The organism is Thiohalomonas denitrificans, from assembly GCF_016841685.1.
Classification (GTDB): domain Bacteria; phylum Pseudomonadota; class Gammaproteobacteria; order Thiohalomonadales; family Thiohalomonadaceae; genus Thiohalomonas; species Thiohalomonas denitrificans_A.
Genome location: NZ_JAENYR010000029.1, coordinates 25,466 through 39,983, shown reverse-complemented (window position 1 = coordinate 39,983; position 14,518 = coordinate 25,466). Strand labels below are relative to the sequence as shown.

Genomic DNA, 14,518 nt, shown 5'->3' with positions numbered 1-14,518 from the left:
ATCGGAAAATCTGGCCAAATCCGGCTTTTCCGCACGACTCCATGGATGGAGGAGTTAGAGCGAAGCAGGATGCCCGAGCCGAGTCGATCAGTGTTAAGTCCGACAGGCTCCTAGGAACGGTCCTTCCCCTGCCGAGGCTTCGGTTTACGGCCTTTTTCATTGGTGGGGCTCAGGTTCAATCGGCGGCCGCAGACCCAGACCTTCTTGAGGTGGTTTTGCAGCTCCATCGGCAGGCCTTCCGGCAGGTCGACCGTGCTGTAGGTATCGTAGAGCTGGATACGCCCGATGTTACGGCTGTCGATTCCCGCTTCATTGGCAATGGCGCCGACGACGTGTTTCGGCTGCACACCATGCTCCCGTCCCACCTCGATGCGATAGCTCTGCATGCCGGCATCCGGTTCGCGATCAAAACGGGACCGCTTCGGGCCACTGCGTTTGGCATCACGACCCTCTCGCTCCACCGGGGCCTTCTGCTCCTTCACCTCCAGCGGCCGTTCGCGCTGAACCAGATAAGCCAGCGCCGCGGCGATTTCACTCAATCCGACGTCGTGCTCCTCCTGGTAGCCATCGACCAAATCCTCGAAAAAGTTCAAATCGTGACTCTCGAGAGTCTCGGTGATGAGCTGCTTGAAACGGGTCACCCGCTTATCGGTCACCGCCTCCCGGCTTGGCAGGCTCATGGGAGTAATAGGCTGGCGGGTGGCACGCTCGATCGCCTTCAACATACGCCGCTCCCGAGGGGCGACGAAGAGGATAGCATCACCCTTGCGGCCGGCACGTCCGGTCCTCCCGATCCGGTGCACATAGGCCTCGGTGTCGTATGGGATATCGTAGTTGACCACATGGCTGACCCGCTCCACATCCAGACCACGGGCCACCACATCCGTCCCCACCACGATGTCCAGCGCACCGCGTTTCAGCTTTTCGACGGTTTGTTCGCGCTGCACCTGATTCATGTCACCGTTCAATGCGGCGGCTGCAAAGCCGCGCGCTTCGAGTTTTTCGGCCAGATTGACCGTCTCGGTCTTGGTGCGCACGAAAATGAGCATGGCGTCGAACGGTTCCACTTCGAGGATCCGGGTCAGGGCATCGAGCTTGTGAACCCCGCTCACCTGCCAGTAACGCTGGGTGATGGTCTCCACGGTGGCGGTCTTTGATGCGATCTTCACCTCCACCGGGTCACGCAAATGGCGGCGGGCCACCTGCTGGATCGGCTTTGGCATGGTTGCGGAGAAGAGCGCTATCTGCCGCTCTTGGGGTGCACGGGCCAGGATCCACTCGACGTCATCGATGAAGCCCATGCGCAGCATTTCGTCGGCCTCATCCAGCACGAAGGTTTTGAGATCGTCCAGCAACAGGGTTCCGCGTCGGAGATGATCCATGACCCGCCCCGGTGTGCCCACCACCAGGTGCACCCCGCGGTTCAAACCGCGCAATTGCGTCCCCATGCCCTGGCCGCCGTAGACCGGCAGGATGTGAAAACCGGGGAGATGGCGGGCGTAGGCCTGGATGGCCTCAGCCACCTGGATGGCCAACTCGCGGGTCGGCGTCAACACCAGGGCCTGCGGGCGGCGCTGCGCCAGGTCAATGCGACTCAAAAGCGGCAGGGCAAAGGCTGCGGTTTTGCCGGTACCGGTCTGGGCCTGGCCAAGCAAATCGCGCCCCTCCAGTAATGGCGGGATGGTCTCCGCCTGGATGGGGGACGGTGCTTCGTAACCAGCCTCCTCAACGGCCTGAAGGACGGGCGCAGCAAGGCCCAGCTGGGAAAAAACGGGAACCGGCTTATCGGACATGGACATTCTCTCGGGGGGATGCTTCAAATCACGAATCATTTATCAGGTACGAATTGTACGCCATACCGCGGTATGGCGCGCAATAAATTAGCCTGAAGGCACGCCTTCGCGGCTGGCAGATGCCTACTCCCCGGACAGGCTCCCAGGCGCACGGTGAACTTCAGTCAGTGCTCATGTCTGTAACGAACGGCGCAGCTCTTTCATGCACGCAACCAGCACAGGCAGCTGGTAGTGGGCATTGGCACCGCTCGGGCTCGGCAGGACCCACACGGCGGTTTCACCGATGGCATTCGGCTGGAGGCCGATACGGGCACGTGGCTCGCCGAACCCCGTCCGGTAGGCACCCAGGCCGAGCACCGCAACGGCCCGGGGCCGGTAGCGCAGCAGCTTGCGACGCAGGTTTTCGGCCCCCTCACGCAACTCCCGGGTCGTGAGATCACTGGCGCCCCGCGTGGCGCGGACAGCGAGATTGGTGACTCCGATACTGCACAGCATCAATCGGTCCTCTTCGTACGGGGAGTAGAGCCGCTCGGTAAAACCGGCCTGATACAGGGCGGGCCAGAAGCGGTTTCCGGGACGGGCGAAATGATGGCCCACTGCCGCACTGTAGAGTCCCGGATTGATCCCGCAGAACACCACTGAAAGCTCCGGCGCCAGCAGGTCCGGAACCTCCCGGTCTACGGCCGCTTCGAGGTCCAACCTGGTGGGACGGATCCGCCCCTCATGCAGTGCCGATTGCCGCTCATCCATACAGAATAGGGTAGGGCGAATTGCGACCGCGTCATACTGTTGCCGGGACGTTTGCCACCGTGCGGTACCACGCGGCCCGGCTCTCCCGTTCTATAATCGTTTCAACCGTCAACCGGACCACCAGAAGAGGTGGGCGATGAGCGACCATACCGGAGTAAGCCAAAAGCAGAATGGCAACCCATCATGAGGGCGCCGGGACGCACTCTTCTTATCACCGCTGCACTGGGTCTGATTGCCGGCTCGAGAAGCATGATGGCACCCGCAGTCGCCAGCCGGTTAGGCGCGGCAGGTCCTCAGGCGCCCCCTCGGAGACAACCTTCCCGGATTCCCATCACGACGACCCTGCTGGCCCTTGCGGAGCTCATCGCCGACAAGTCGCCCGTCGTCGGTTCACGGCTGGAGACCGGCCCCCTTCTGTTTCGGGCAGCCAGTGGGGCGATCTCCTGTGCCGTACTGGCCCCGCGGTTGGGTGCCGAACGGAGATCATCGGCCATAATGGGTGCTTTCAGTTCGGTGGTGGGAGCCTATGTCCTGGCTACGGCCAGAAGCCGGATCACCACCAGATACCGCGTGCCGGACCCTGTCGTCGGCGCCCTCGAAGACGGGCTGGCGCTTGGCCTTGCCGTCCTGGTATTGACCGGAAGCCGTGGCCGGAACTATCGAAGATCAGGCGTAAAAACTAGCAGTTCTACTTTTCATGGCTAGTCTCTTAAGGTATGCAATGTAAGGAGAACGCTATGCCAGGGCAGCGTGCAACGGATCGCCAATCCAGCTTACTACTTTCGTTGGCACCCACCGCCAAGGTGCGGCACCGATTTTCGCGTTTGGGCTCCACTTGGCGCCGCGGTACCGACTATGGCTTCGGTAAGGTGTGGCGACAAGCGCCTGTCATTCGGGAGGACCGTGATAGCTCGGATGAATATGGAACCGCCTACCGGTTTGGCACCCTGGCAGAGAATCTTTCCGACGCCGTCCTCATTTATGACCGACAACTGCGCTGCCGGTACGCCAATCCTGCGGTAGAGGCCTGCCTGGACCGCACTCCTGACCAATTCGTCGGAAAATCCAGTACCGGGCCGGGATTTCCCCGGAAGCTCACCACGCTTTGGAACGATACGCTCGCGTTGATGTTTGCCAGCGGCCAGAGTCTTACCCAGGAATTTCGCCTCTCGACCCGGGGCGGAGATCGCCATCTCGAAATGCGGGTGTTCCCCGATGTCGACCTGAACCGCGGCGTGGAGAATGCGCTGCTGATTATCCGCGACATCTCCGAACGCAGGGAGGCAAAAAAAGAACGACAGCGCACCATGGAGATCCTGCAGCAGAGGGATGCGGAGCTGGAGGAGTTTGCCTACGTCGCCTCTCATGATCTGAAAGGGCCATTGAGAAACGCTCACGCCCTCTCCTCCTGGATTGAAGAGGAGATCGGAGGAAACCTCTCCGACGAAGGGGTTCATCATATGCAGCTGATGCGGGCCCGACTGCAGCGCATGGACGAGTTGATCAACGCGACACTCGAATTTTCCCGGGCCGGCCACGCCGCCGGTGGTACCCACGACATCTCGCCTTTCGAGTTGGCGGGACAGATAGCGAATCAACAGGGCCTGCCGGAGAGCTTTCGGTTTTCGGCCTCCCCGACCATGCCGCGGATACGAACCAACCAAACCCTGTTCACCCAGGTACTCACGCACTTGATCGGCAACGCCGTCGAGCACCACGACCGGGCCGACGGTCACGTCTGGATGTCCTGCCGGGATCTCCACGGGTTCTGGGAATTCTCGGTCGTGGACGATGGCCCGGGGATCCCGACCGAATACCACCAGCACATCTTTCACATGTTTCAGCGCGGCCCTGTTCCCCAGCACCACAACGGCTACGGCATAGGACTGGCCATCGTGAAAAAGGTGGTGGAGCGCGTCGGTGGACACATCGAAGTGGACTCCGCTCCCGGCTGGGGCACCACCTTCCGTTTCACCTGGCCAAAGACACACTAAGAACAAATTCTGTGGGTCGGGCTAACCCCTCCTGTGACTAGAAATGCTGTCTTTCCAGCCAGGGAATCATCCTCGAGAAGGCCTCCTCAATCTTCTCCAGCGAAGTGGAGAAGCTGATTCGGAATGTGTTCGTGGTCGATTCCCCGAAGGTTTCGCCGGGAACCGTGCACACCCCTGTTTCCTCCAGCATGCGCAGTGCCACCGAGGAACCATCGGCATTGGCGGGGAGCGAAGGCAGGATGTAGAAGGCCCCCTGCGGCCAATAGCCAGTGAGATGGGGCGCATCACTGACCAGTTGCACGACCTTGTCCCTGCGACGGCGATACTCGGCGATCATGTCGTCCAGAAAACCACGGTCGCCGGTCAGGGCCGCGACACCGGCCCACTGTGCCGGCGTGTTGGCAACGGTGGTGGTGAACATGTGATAGCGACGCAGCGTCTTGATCGCCGCTTCACTGGCGATGATCCAGCCGATCCGCATGCCGGGCATGCTGAAGGTCTTGGAGAAACTGCTCACCACCATGGTCTGGTCGATGTCGGCCGCACAGCGGATGACGCTGGGGTACTCCATGTCGTCCAGGACGAGATGATCGTATACCTCATCAGAGATCACCTTGACCCCGCGGTAGGCCGCTTCCTGAACGATTGCCTCGACCGTTTCCCCGGGGTAGACCACCCCGGTGGGATTATTGGGGGAGTTGAGGACGATGGCGTAGGTCGACATGCCGATGGCATCGATGACCTCCTGCGGGTCAAGTTGATAGCCCCGGTCTGCACTGGTATGAATCGTCTTGACTTCACCTCCGTTCATCCGCACCAGGGGGGCGTAGAGAGGGAAGGTCGGTTCGGGTATGAGGAATTCCCGCCCCGGCGCAGCGGTGGCGCTGAGAGCCAGGTAGAGTGCTTCGGTCGCACCGGTGGTGACAAGGAAATTGTCCCCCTTTAACGGGCGTCCGTAGCGTTCGGAGTAGTAAGAAACCAGTTCGGCGACCAGTTCAGGCAATCCTGCATCCATGGCGTAGCCGGTGTGGCCGTCTCTCAGCGCCTGGATATGGCCCTCCACGATATGCGGCGGTGTAGGAAAATCCGGCTGACCGATGGAGAGGTGAATCACATCATCCATGTTGGCGGCCAAATTGACCATCCGCCGGATACCCGGTATAGGCAAAACACGCAGGGCAGGATTAAATGCCGACTCCCCGCCCGAATCAATCTCCTGTGTCTTCTCCCTCGACATCCCTGCTGTATCCCTAACCGGTGCCTCAGTAGTAGGTTAGCGTCCAGTACGACAGGCTGCTAGATTTCGTAGTATGAGTACTGCACACCTGGACGTTTTCTGATGGCCGAGACAGTTCCCACGATTGCCGTGTTGAGCGCCCCCGGGGAGGGCTGGCCTCCCGGCCTGGAATCGCTCGAAAACGCAGCGCAGCTTCGCCTTGCGGATTCACCCGAGGCCTTGCAGGCGGCACTCCCCGAAGCGGATATATTGCTGGTTACCGACTTTCGTACCACCTGGCTGCGGGATGCGTGGCCCCGGGCCCGACGGCTTCAATGGATCCATGCCGCCAGCGCCGGCGTGGATACCATCCTGTTTCCGGAACTGATCGACAGCCACATCCCGGTGACCAACGCGCGCGGCATATTCGATGCCGCTATTGCCGAATACGTGCTGGGACTGATGCTCGCCTTTGCCAAGGACTTTCCCGGAACCCTGGAACATCAGCGCAAACACCGCTGGCGGCACCGCGACAGCGAACGCATCGCCGGCAGACGGGTGCTGGTGGTTGGCGCCGGCTCCATCGGGCGCCGCATCGGACATCTGGCTCGCGCCAGCGGCATGCACGTGGAGGGCATCGCCAGCCGGAAACGGGCAGGCGATGAAGATTTCCAGGCCATCCATGCCGCCCACTCGCTATACGATCTCCTGCCCGACGCCGATTTCGTTGTGATCGCCGCTCCACTGACCCGCAGCACCGAAGGACTGTTCGGAACCGAGGCATTTTCGCGGATGCAGCCGAGTGCACGACTGATCAATATCGGGCGGGGTCCGATCGTTGAGACAGAGGCATTGGTGGAAGCACTGCAAAATGGCCGGATCGCCGGGGCTGCGCTCGACGTCTTCGAGGATGAACCCCTGCGGGAGGAACACCCGTTGTGGGAGATGCCCCAGGTGATCGTGTCGCCTCACATGGCCGGTGACTTCATCGGCTGGCGCGAAGCGCTTAGCGAACAATTTGTCGAGAACTTCCAGCGCTGGCGCAGGGGAGCCCCCTTGAACAACCTCGTTAAAAAGAGCCGTTAACGGGTCGCTGCCGGATCACGACACCGGACTGCAAGGAGGTACGTGCCGAGGTCGAAGGGGATACCACCAGAACAAACTGCAGGGACGACGGGCCGGCCGGCCATGCTCATGACCGGTCCGTCGTGCTGCGGGCTATCAGCTACTGGTCCGTCGATTCACTGTCAGCGGCATCAGAAACCGTATCGTCGCTCTGCATTTCTTCGTCGGCTTCTTCTCCGGCCTCTTCCGCAGCAAGCTCCCCGGAATCCGCTGCGTCACCATTGTCCGCTTCTGCGTCTGTAGCCGATTGCTCGACGCCGGTCTCATCAGCCCCTTCCAAAGCGGCATCCGTTTCGCCTTCGGTTTCGGTTTCGGAGCCCATCGCTGCGTCCGTTTGCGTCGTCGGCATGGCCGATGTCTCGTCAGTCTGAGCCGACGTTTCCTGATTTTGGGGAGCCGTATCGCCGTTGTTGTCACATGCGGCGAGGAAAAAGGCCAGAGACATTGCGAGGAGGAGTGCTGAGTTTTTCATTTTCATCCTTCTTGATTTTTTGTTGAAGCGTGGCGTCTAACCAGCGGAGCATATAGCAGCCATTCACGAACATATAAGACACGCGTCACATTGTTCCGGACCGGGAATCCCACTTCGATTCGGTTTTCGGGGAAGGAATACGCCTATGCAAGCCCTTTCTGCTATACCCCTTTAATAACCACAAACAGCTTTGTGGTCCCGGGCCCTACGGGAACCGTTCCTGATAGTAACAGGGCAGGAAACGAACAGGAGGACGGCATGGACACGGATGTAGCCGATTTGACTGCCACCGAAATGGCCGCGATGTTCCGACACCGCCTGTTATCACCGGTGGAAGCCGCCAGGGCCGCGCTCGATCGCATCCGCCGCTACAACCCGGCCGTTAATGCCTTTTGCCTGGTCGACGAGGCGACCACACTGGAGGCGGCCCGCGCGGCGGAGGAGCGCCACCTGCGCGGCCGATCGCTGGGCGAACTGGACGGTGTGCCGGTGGCCATCAAGGATGTTTTCCTCACCCGCGAGTGGCCGACCCTGAAGGGCTCCCGCACCATCACTCCCGACCAGCCCTGGCGTGTCGATGCCCCTGCGGTGGCGGCCCTGCGCCGGCATGGCGCCGTCCCGGTCGGGAAGACCACGACCCCGGAGTTCGGCTGGAAAGGTGTCACCGACAATCCGGTCGATGGCATCACACGCAATCCCTGGGACATCTCGCGCACCGCAGGCGGTTCCAGCGGGGGCAGCGCCGCTGCCATTCCGCTGGGCATGGGCGCGCTGGCACTCGGCACGGACGCCGGTGGTTCGATCCGGATCCCGTCCGGATTTTCGGGCCTGTTCGGTCACAAACCGACCCACGGCCGGGTACCCATGTGGCCCGGTAGCCCCTTCGGCGTTCTCGCCCACCCCGGACCCATGACGAAAACGGTGGAGGATGCCGCCCTGCTGATGAACGTACTGACGGAGCCGGATATTCGCGACCCCAGCCTGCCGCCCGACCGCACCGATTATGTGCGGGCACTTGGCGGCCACATTGCCGGGCTGCGCATCGCATTCAGCGCCGACTTTGGTTTCGTCAAGGTGGACCCGGAAATTGCGGCTGCCGTAGCGGAAGCGGCCAGGGTCTTCGAGTCTCTGGGGGCAGCCGTCGACTCCGTCGACCCGGGTTTTCCCAATCCCGAAGAGGCGTTCGAACGTCTGTTCTTTGGCGGAGCGGCCAATGCCCTGCGCGCCATCGATGTCGACCAACGCCGCCTGATGGACCCCGGGTTGGTTGAATCGGCAGAAGATGCGGCCGAAATGCCTCTGCTGGATTACCTTGCGGCACAAAACATCCGCAAGGAACTCCTCGAACAGATGTCGCGTTTTCACGACCGTTTCGACCTGCTGCTGACACCCACGCTGCCGATTGCCGCTTTCGAGGCCGGACTGGAAGTGCCGCCCGGCTGGCCGAAACGGCGCTGGCCGTCCTGGACCCCGTTTACCTTCCCCTTCAACATGACCGGCCAGCCCGCCTCCTCGGTGCCGTGCGGCTTTACGAGTGAAGGATTGCCCATCGGACTGCAACTGGTGGGAGCGCGTCATCACGATGCGCTGGTCTTGCGGGCGGCACACGCCTTTGAACAGGCCCGGCCGATCAGACGCCGGCCACCCATGCTGGACACCCCCGGAACCGACGACGACGACAGGGAGACGATTTATGCTTGAATCACCGCTCCTCTTCCATACCGCCGGATACATCAATGGCAGTTGGCAGCGAGGCGTCGGGGACTCTTTCCAGGTGACGAACCCGGCCAACGGCGAAGTGCTTGCGGAGATCCCCACGATGGCCGCCGAGGAGACCCGCCAGGCCATCGAGGCCGGGCGTCACGCCCTGGAGCACTGTGCAGGCCTGGAAACCCGGCGCGGCTGGCTAAGAGGGATCTCGGAGGCCCTTATCGCGCACCGTGAGGAAATCGGCCGCATTCTGACTCACGAGCACGGCAAGCCCTGGAAGGAGGGCATCGGGGAGGTCGATTACGCGGCCGGCTTTTTCGATTACTGTGCCGAAAACATCGGGCTATTGAAGCCCTATACACTGCCCGAACAGCCACGCGGCCTGAACTGGACCGTCTATCACCGCCCGGCCGGTGTGGTAGGGCTAATGACGCCCTGGAACTTCCCGATCGGCATGATCGCCAAGAAGCTATCCGCCGCTCTGGCTGCGGATTGCAGCTGCGTGGTCAAACCGTCGAGCAAGACGCCACTCACCATGATCGCGCTGTTCGATCTGATCGATCGGCACCTGGACCTGCCTCCCGGCAAGGTGAACCTGGTGATGGGCGGTGCGTGTCCCATTACCGATACTTTGATGGAGCACCCGGATGTCCGGGTAATCAGCTTTACCGGCTCGACAGCGGTAGGTCGGCAGTTGATTCGAAAGAGCGCGGACGGCATCAAGCGACTAACCCTGGAGCTAGGCGGCAACGCCCCGTTCATCATCTTCGCCGATGCCGATCTCGACCATGCCGCAGAGCAGCTGGTCAGCAACAAGTTCCGCGGCGGCGGGCAGACCTGCGTCTGCTCCAATCGCATCTTTGTGGAACGAAAGGTCGCCCCGGCCTTCGCCGAGAAACTGGCCGAGAAGGCCTCCGCCCTCAGGGTCGGCAACGGCATGGACGCGAATACCGATATCGGCCCCCTCATTGATCGCAGCGGCTATGAAAAAGTGCGTAGCCACCTTACCGATGCGATCGACAAAGGTGCCCGCATGATCTCGGGCGGCGATCCCGGCGAGTGGTCCACCGCCCGGGGCTTTTTCCGGCCAACGGTGATTCGCGGTGTTGCACCCGGCATGCTCGTCAGCCGCGAAGAGACCTTCGGGCCGCTGGTGCCCATCGCCGAATTCGACAGCCAAGAGGAGGTCATTGCCCGCGCCAACGATACCGAATTCGGCCTCGCCGCCTACCTCTTCACTGCCGATTCCGAACGTGCGGGGCATATAGTGTCCCGTCTGGAATTCGCCCATGTGGGATGGAACACCGGCTCCGGCCCAACCCCCGAGGCCCCCTTCGGCGGCATGAAACAGTCGGGATTCGGGCGTGAAGGCGGACCGGAAGGCCTGGTCGAATTCATCGAGACACAGACCGTCGCATGCCCACCCTGAGAATGAATACCGCAGACGTTGCTCCGGCAAGGTCGACGCGCCCTGACTTACGAGGTCATCATGACGTCGGTTTTCCCAGGGTGAAGTAGATGGACGCACCCTCACCGGTCGCCCCGGCGGCCCATACCTCGCCCCCGTGACGCTGGATAATGCGGCGAACGGTCGCGAGCCCGATGCCCGTTCCCTCAAACTCACTGTCGCTATGCTGGCGTTTGAAGGGCTCAAATAGTTTGTGAGCGTACTGAGCTTCGAATCCGGCACCGTTATCCCGAACGAAGAAGACCTCGCGGCCCAGCTTGGCAATCCGTCCCACGCTGATGTGAGCGTCGGGCTGTTGCGCCGTAAACTTCCAGGCATTCCCGATCAGGTTTTGCAGGGCGACATGCAGGAGGGCGGGATCGCCCATCGCCCTCAACCCGGATGCAATCTCGACGTTCACCTCACGGTTCGGCTCGGCAGCTCGCAACTGGCGAACGGTCTCTTCGGCCAGCGCACCCAAATCGACCTCGGCGGAACGCAGCTCGCTACGAGAAAGGTGTGACAGAGCCAGTAGACCATCGATGAGTGCCCCCATGCGGATCGTGGCACGGTCGACGCGTGCGATATAGTCCAGTCCCGTCGCATCGAGTCGCTCCCCGTAATCTTCCCTCAGCATCTGGGTGAAGCCGTCAATCGCCCGCAAGGGGCCGCGCAGGTCGTGAGAGACCGAATAGGAGAACGTCTCAAGCTCGCCATTGGCGAGCTCCAGCTCCCGATTCGCGATCTCCAATTCGTGGGTCCGTTCCCGCACGCGGGCCGTCATCGCCTCTGCCGTTTGCTGCACGCGCTTTCGTTGACCCACAAGCGACCAAACGACGATGAAGAGAAGGAAGTCCATTGTCACTCCGCCAATGGCGATCAACAGCGGCTTAGTACTTCCGACAAAGGCATCGAAGGCGGGTCGGCTGTGAAAGCGGGCGGTCCAGGTACGGCCCGGCAACTCGATGGTGGTGGTCGTTTGGTGGGCCGGGTGCGCCTGCCCGTCCTCAAGGTGGTTTCCCGGATCGGAGCTATAAAGAAGCTCGCTGTCGTCGAGCCGCTCCCCGCCGTCAAACAGTTCAAACTCCAACTCAGGCGTGCTACTGCCCAAAATCCCTTCCATCAGATCCTCGACGCGAAAGGGGCTGTAAACGAAACCGAGCAGTGCTGCCTGCCGCTCTTCAACCGTTCGGGTGGGCAGTCCCGGCTTGTACACGGGCAGATACATGAGAAAACCGGCCTGGACATCATCCACCTTCTCCTGCACCAGGGTCACCCGTCCCGATACAGCAGGCCGTCCGCTATCCCTGGCCCGCTCCATAGCAGTGCGGCGCACTGCCTCGGAGAACATATCGTAGCCAAAAGTCCGCCGATTGCGCACGTCAAACGGTTCCAGATAAATAATGGTGCTATAGGTGTCCCGGTCCACCACTGGTGTGATCGAGTAGTCGGGAAAACCTTCCGACCGGACCTCCTCGATATGGCTTGCCAGGTCGTCGGGGCCAAGCATCAGGGCGTAACCCATGCCTTGAATTCCGGGATAGAAACACTGTAACTGCAAGGCATCGACATACTGGTGCCACTGCTTGCGTGTCACTGCCCCGCGTAAGGTTTTGAACAGTCCTACGCCGCCCCACAAAACCTGCTCGTACTCCAGCATACGCCCGGTGATGTGATGTCGCGCCTCTTCGACCTCAAACGCGAAGCGATCCTCGGCCCGACTCTGGATAATTTCCCCGGTGACATAGGAGGCCAGGACCGTTACGACCAGGGAGACGGCAAGAACCACCCAGGCCAGGGTCTCGTTGTGAAAAATACCCACTCGTTCCAGACATTCACGCGTTCTCGGTTTCATCGTCGGCACCCGGTTGCAATAGGAGGCTTCAGCCTGCCAGAGAATGCCGAAATGACGGGATCAAATCTGTTTATGTCGGGTTCAAATTCACCGCTATATTCATTCCAAAAATGGAGACGTTCACAAACAAGATGGTCTTGCTCAAGGAGAAGGAGTGTCCTTAGCCGAAAAGAGTGATTCTAATGAAAGAAAGCTCGGTGCAATGCAACGCAATTCGCGGGACGGTCTGACAGAGCGCGCGGCCGTTTTGTTCGCTGGCAAGGCGCAGCGAGCGACGTGTAGTTGTTCTACACAAGCGAGCTGTAACGCAGTCCAGCGGGCAAAACGGCCCGAGCCCGAAGGGTTGCGCCCAAAATCGCCGACAACGGCGTTGCGCTACTTGACAAGGGCGGGCCATTGCCTGCCCAGCGCGCCTTGTACTCGGCGATTTTGGGCACAACGAAATCCGCGCTGGATTATTGGAAGTGTCCTAAACAAGGGGTGGATAGTTCGATAGCCACTCCGGTTTTTGCTATCCGGTCGAGGGCGGCTCAAAGACCTCCGGTTCCATCACCTTGGGCCAAGTGAAACGAAACGTGGCGCCCTGTCCCGAAGCCGAGTCGACTTCAATGTGCCCCCTGGCATCCTCCACCAGTTTTTTGACCACGGCGAGACCGATGCCCGTCCCCTCGCTCTTTTCAGAGCCGGGTCCGCGCTGGAGCATCTGAAAGATCCGTTCATGGTATTCGGGGGGAATACCGGGCCCGTCATCCGCCACCGAAAATGCGTAGAACCCATCGGCGTCATCGGCCGAGACCCGGATCTGCCCATCGGGGCGATCGTGATATTGAATAGCATTGCCGATCAGGTTGGCAAAGACCTGCCGCAGTTTGGTCGTGTCGGTAACCAGCCGCGGCATATTTTCGGCTACTGTCAGGCGAATGCCTTTGGCGACGTCATGGCCTGTAAAAATATTTTCCACCAACTGTGCACTGTCGACCTCTTCGACCTCGCTGGTCCTGCCGCCAGCTCGAGAGTAGGTGAGCAGCCCCTCAATATAGGCATCCATAAGGCGCACGCGCTCACGCAGCAACTGCAGGTGGCCGCGACTTTCGCCGGACAACTGCGGCCCAAGGTCCTCTTCTATCCAGGAAGCCAGATTGGAAACAGCCCGTAGCGGTGCACGCAGGTCGTGGGAAGCCGAATAGGCAAACTGTTGCAATTCCGCATTGGTTCGGCGCAGCACGGCTTCACTCTCGCGCAGGGCCGCTTCCGTCTGTTGAAGCCTGGTGAACCGACTAGCGTTCTGCAGGGCCAGGCCCACCGACGCCCCCACCTTGTCGAGAAATCCCTTTTCCGCTTCAGTAAAATGCTTGCCGGGCGTGTGGTAGTACAGACCGAAGTCACCAACCGGGCGCTCTGCCATCTGCAGAGCGACATCCAGCACCGCCTGTACTCCATAGTTCTTCACCAGGTCGCGGTTGACGTCGGGATCGGCTTGCGCGTCGTTGATCAGGATTGCCTCACCCTCGCGCACCGCCCGAATCGAATCACGCAGCTCCTGGTCGGTGAAGTGCCGATCGCGGATCGAGTCCAGTAGCCCATAGGTGTAACGCGCCACCCAGTCGGCTCCTTCATTGACATAGATGACTGCCGATTCGGCTCCGACGGCTTCGGCCGCCTCCACGATCACCCGAGACATGATGGTGCGGAAGTCCTGGGTAGAATGGATGAGCCCGTTGATGCGATTCAGCGCCTCGCCGAGTTCCCGGTCCCTTTCCACCCGGTCCCTGGCCAATTCGATCTCCCGCCACGGGGAAACATCCTCCCCTGTCAGCAGCACGCCCTGCACCTTGCCGTGCTTATCGGGGTGTGGCCGAATGTGCACATGAAAACATCGCATGCACTCGGGGTTTTCGGAAAAAACTGCATTCAGGTGCGCGGTCTGCGGCTTCCCCGAGCGCAAGCCCTGCTCGATGAGGCCGCGGAGATCCGGATGCTCGGTCAGTACAACCTCGACGGATCGACCGACGACCTCTGTAACTGACCGGCCCATGAGCTCTGCAGCAACCGCGTTGCAGCGCTGCACCACCCCATGCCGGTCGACATACGACACGGGATAGGGCAGTTGCTCGAGTATCCACTCTGGCGTGTCGGACATGCTGTTTTCCTCGCCC

11 protein-coding genes are annotated in these 14,518 nt (G+C 61.0%); 5 read left to right on the top strand and 6 right to left on the bottom strand.

All coding sequences use genetic code 11. The annotated features are described in order from the left end of the window. Positions 1–110: 110 nt before the first annotated feature. Positions 111–1,793: a DEAD/DEAH box helicase gene (locus Q7L05_RS08380; protein WP_303904746.1), complete on the bottom strand. Its 1,683-nt coding sequence runs from the start codon at positions 1,791–1,793 to the stop codon at positions 111–113. 171 nt (positions 1,794–1,964) lie between these two features. After that, positions 1,965–2,543 carry a G/U mismatch-specific DNA glycosylase gene (gene mug / locus Q7L05_RS08375; protein WP_303904743.1) on the bottom strand — a complete coding sequence of 193 codons (579 nt, stop codon included), beginning with the start codon at positions 2,541–2,543 and terminating at the stop codon, positions 1,965–1,967. Positions 2,544–2,726: 183 nt separating this feature from the next. Here mug and Q7L05_RS08370 point away from each other — a divergent pair, with 183 nt between their 5' ends. Together Q7L05_RS08370 and Q7L05_RS08365 are read left to right on the top strand one after the other, a co-directional pair. Next, the gene (locus Q7L05_RS08370; protein WP_303904740.1) at positions 2,727–3,248 is read left to right on the top strand and encodes a DUF4126 family protein; all 522 of its coding nucleotides are present in this window, start codon (positions 2,727–2,729) and stop codon (positions 3,246–3,248) included. A 32-nt stretch (positions 3,249–3,280) separates the two neighbouring features. Then, on the top strand, positions 3,281–4,537 hold the full coding sequence (locus Q7L05_RS08365; protein ID WP_303904737.1) for a PAS domain-containing sensor histidine kinase: 1,257 nt from the start codon (positions 3,281–3,283) through the stop codon (positions 4,535–4,537). Positions 4,538–4,574: 37 nt separating this feature from the next. Here Q7L05_RS08365 and Q7L05_RS08360 read toward each other — a convergent pair whose 3' ends face one another. After that, positions 4,575–5,774 (bottom strand): pyridoxal phosphate-dependent aminotransferase, encoded by a 1,200-nt coding sequence (locus Q7L05_RS08360; RefSeq protein ID WP_303904734.1) that lies wholly within the window; start codon positions 5,772–5,774, stop codon positions 4,575–4,577. A 102-nt stretch (positions 5,775–5,876) separates the two neighbouring features. On the opposite strand from Q7L05_RS08360, the gene Q7L05_RS08355 reads away from it, so the two are divergent. Beyond that, a complete protein-coding gene (locus Q7L05_RS08355; RefSeq protein ID WP_303904731.1) occupies positions 5,877–6,839 on the top strand; it encodes a D-2-hydroxyacid dehydrogenase in 963 nt (320 codons plus the stop codon). Between the two features lie 139 nt (positions 6,840–6,978). Here Q7L05_RS08355 and Q7L05_RS08350 read toward each other — a convergent pair whose 3' ends face one another. Continuing rightward, positions 6,979–7,356: a hypothetical protein gene (locus Q7L05_RS08350; RefSeq protein WP_303904728.1), complete on the bottom strand. Its 378-nt coding sequence runs from the start codon at positions 7,354–7,356 to the stop codon at positions 6,979–6,981. 252 nt (positions 7,357–7,608) lie between these two features. Here Q7L05_RS08350 and Q7L05_RS08345 point away from each other — a divergent pair, with 252 nt between their 5' ends. Further along, positions 7,609–9,051, top strand: coding sequence for an amidase (locus tag Q7L05_RS08345; protein WP_303904725.1), 1,443 nt, complete (start codon positions 7,609–7,611; stop codon positions 9,049–9,051). Then, entirely contained in the window at positions 9,044–10,489 is a 1,446-nt protein-coding gene (locus Q7L05_RS08340; RefSeq protein WP_303904722.1) for an NAD-dependent succinate-semialdehyde dehydrogenase, read from the top strand. Before Q7L05_RS08345 ends, Q7L05_RS08340 begins: the two co-directional genes overlap by 8 nt. A 58-nt stretch (positions 10,490–10,547) precedes the next feature. Here the strand turns inward: Q7L05_RS08340 and Q7L05_RS08335 are convergent, their stop codons facing one another. Beyond that, on the bottom strand, positions 10,548–12,362 hold the full coding sequence (locus Q7L05_RS08335; protein WP_303904719.1) for a CHASE domain-containing protein: 1,815 nt from the start codon (positions 12,360–12,362) through the stop codon (positions 10,548–10,550). Between the two features lie 511 nt (positions 12,363–12,873). Continuing rightward, positions 12,874–14,502, bottom strand: a complete 1,629-nt coding sequence (locus Q7L05_RS08330) for a sensor histidine kinase (protein ID WP_303904716.1) — start codon at positions 14,500–14,502, stop codon at positions 12,874–12,876. Positions 14,503–14,518 lie beyond the last annotated feature (16 nt).

Coding starts and splice junctions, on each gene's coding strand:
- Q7L05_RS08355 (WP_303904731.1), top strand. CDS start 5,877: ATGGCCGAGACAGTTCCCACGATTGCCGTGTTGAGCGCCCCCGGGGAG.
- Q7L05_RS08345 (WP_303904725.1), top strand. CDS start 7,609: ATGGACACGGATGTAGCCGATTTGACTGCCACCGAAATGGCCGCGATG.
- Q7L05_RS08335 (WP_303904719.1), bottom strand. CDS start 12,362: ATGAAACCGAGAACGCGTGAATGTCTGGAACGAGTGGGTATTTTTCAC.
- Q7L05_RS08360 (WP_303904734.1), bottom strand. CDS start 5,774: ATGTCGAGGGAGAAGACACAGGAGATTGATTCGGGCGGGGAGTCGGCA.
- Q7L05_RS08365 (WP_303904737.1), top strand. CDS start 3,281: ATGCCAGGGCAGCGTGCAACGGATCGCCAATCCAGCTTACTACTTTCG.
- Q7L05_RS08330 (WP_303904716.1), bottom strand. CDS start 14,502: ATGTCCGACACGCCAGAGTGGATACTCGAGCAACTGCCCTATCCCGTG.
- Q7L05_RS08350 (WP_303904728.1), bottom strand. CDS start 7,356: ATGAAAATGAAAAACTCAGCACTCCTCCTCGCAATGTCTCTGGCCTTT.
- Q7L05_RS08370 (WP_303904740.1), top strand. CDS start 2,727: ATGAGGGCGCCGGGACGCACTCTTCTTATCACCGCTGCACTGGGTCTG.
- Q7L05_RS08340 (WP_303904722.1), top strand. CDS start 9,044: ATGCTTGAATCACCGCTCCTCTTCCATACCGCCGGATACATCAATGGC.
- Q7L05_RS08380 (WP_303904746.1), bottom strand. CDS start 1,793: ATGTCCGATAAGCCGGTTCCCGTTTTTTCCCAGCTGGGCCTTGCTGCG.
- mug (WP_303904743.1), bottom strand. CDS start 2,543: ATGGATGAGCGGCAATCGGCACTGCATGAGGGGCGGATCCGTCCCACC.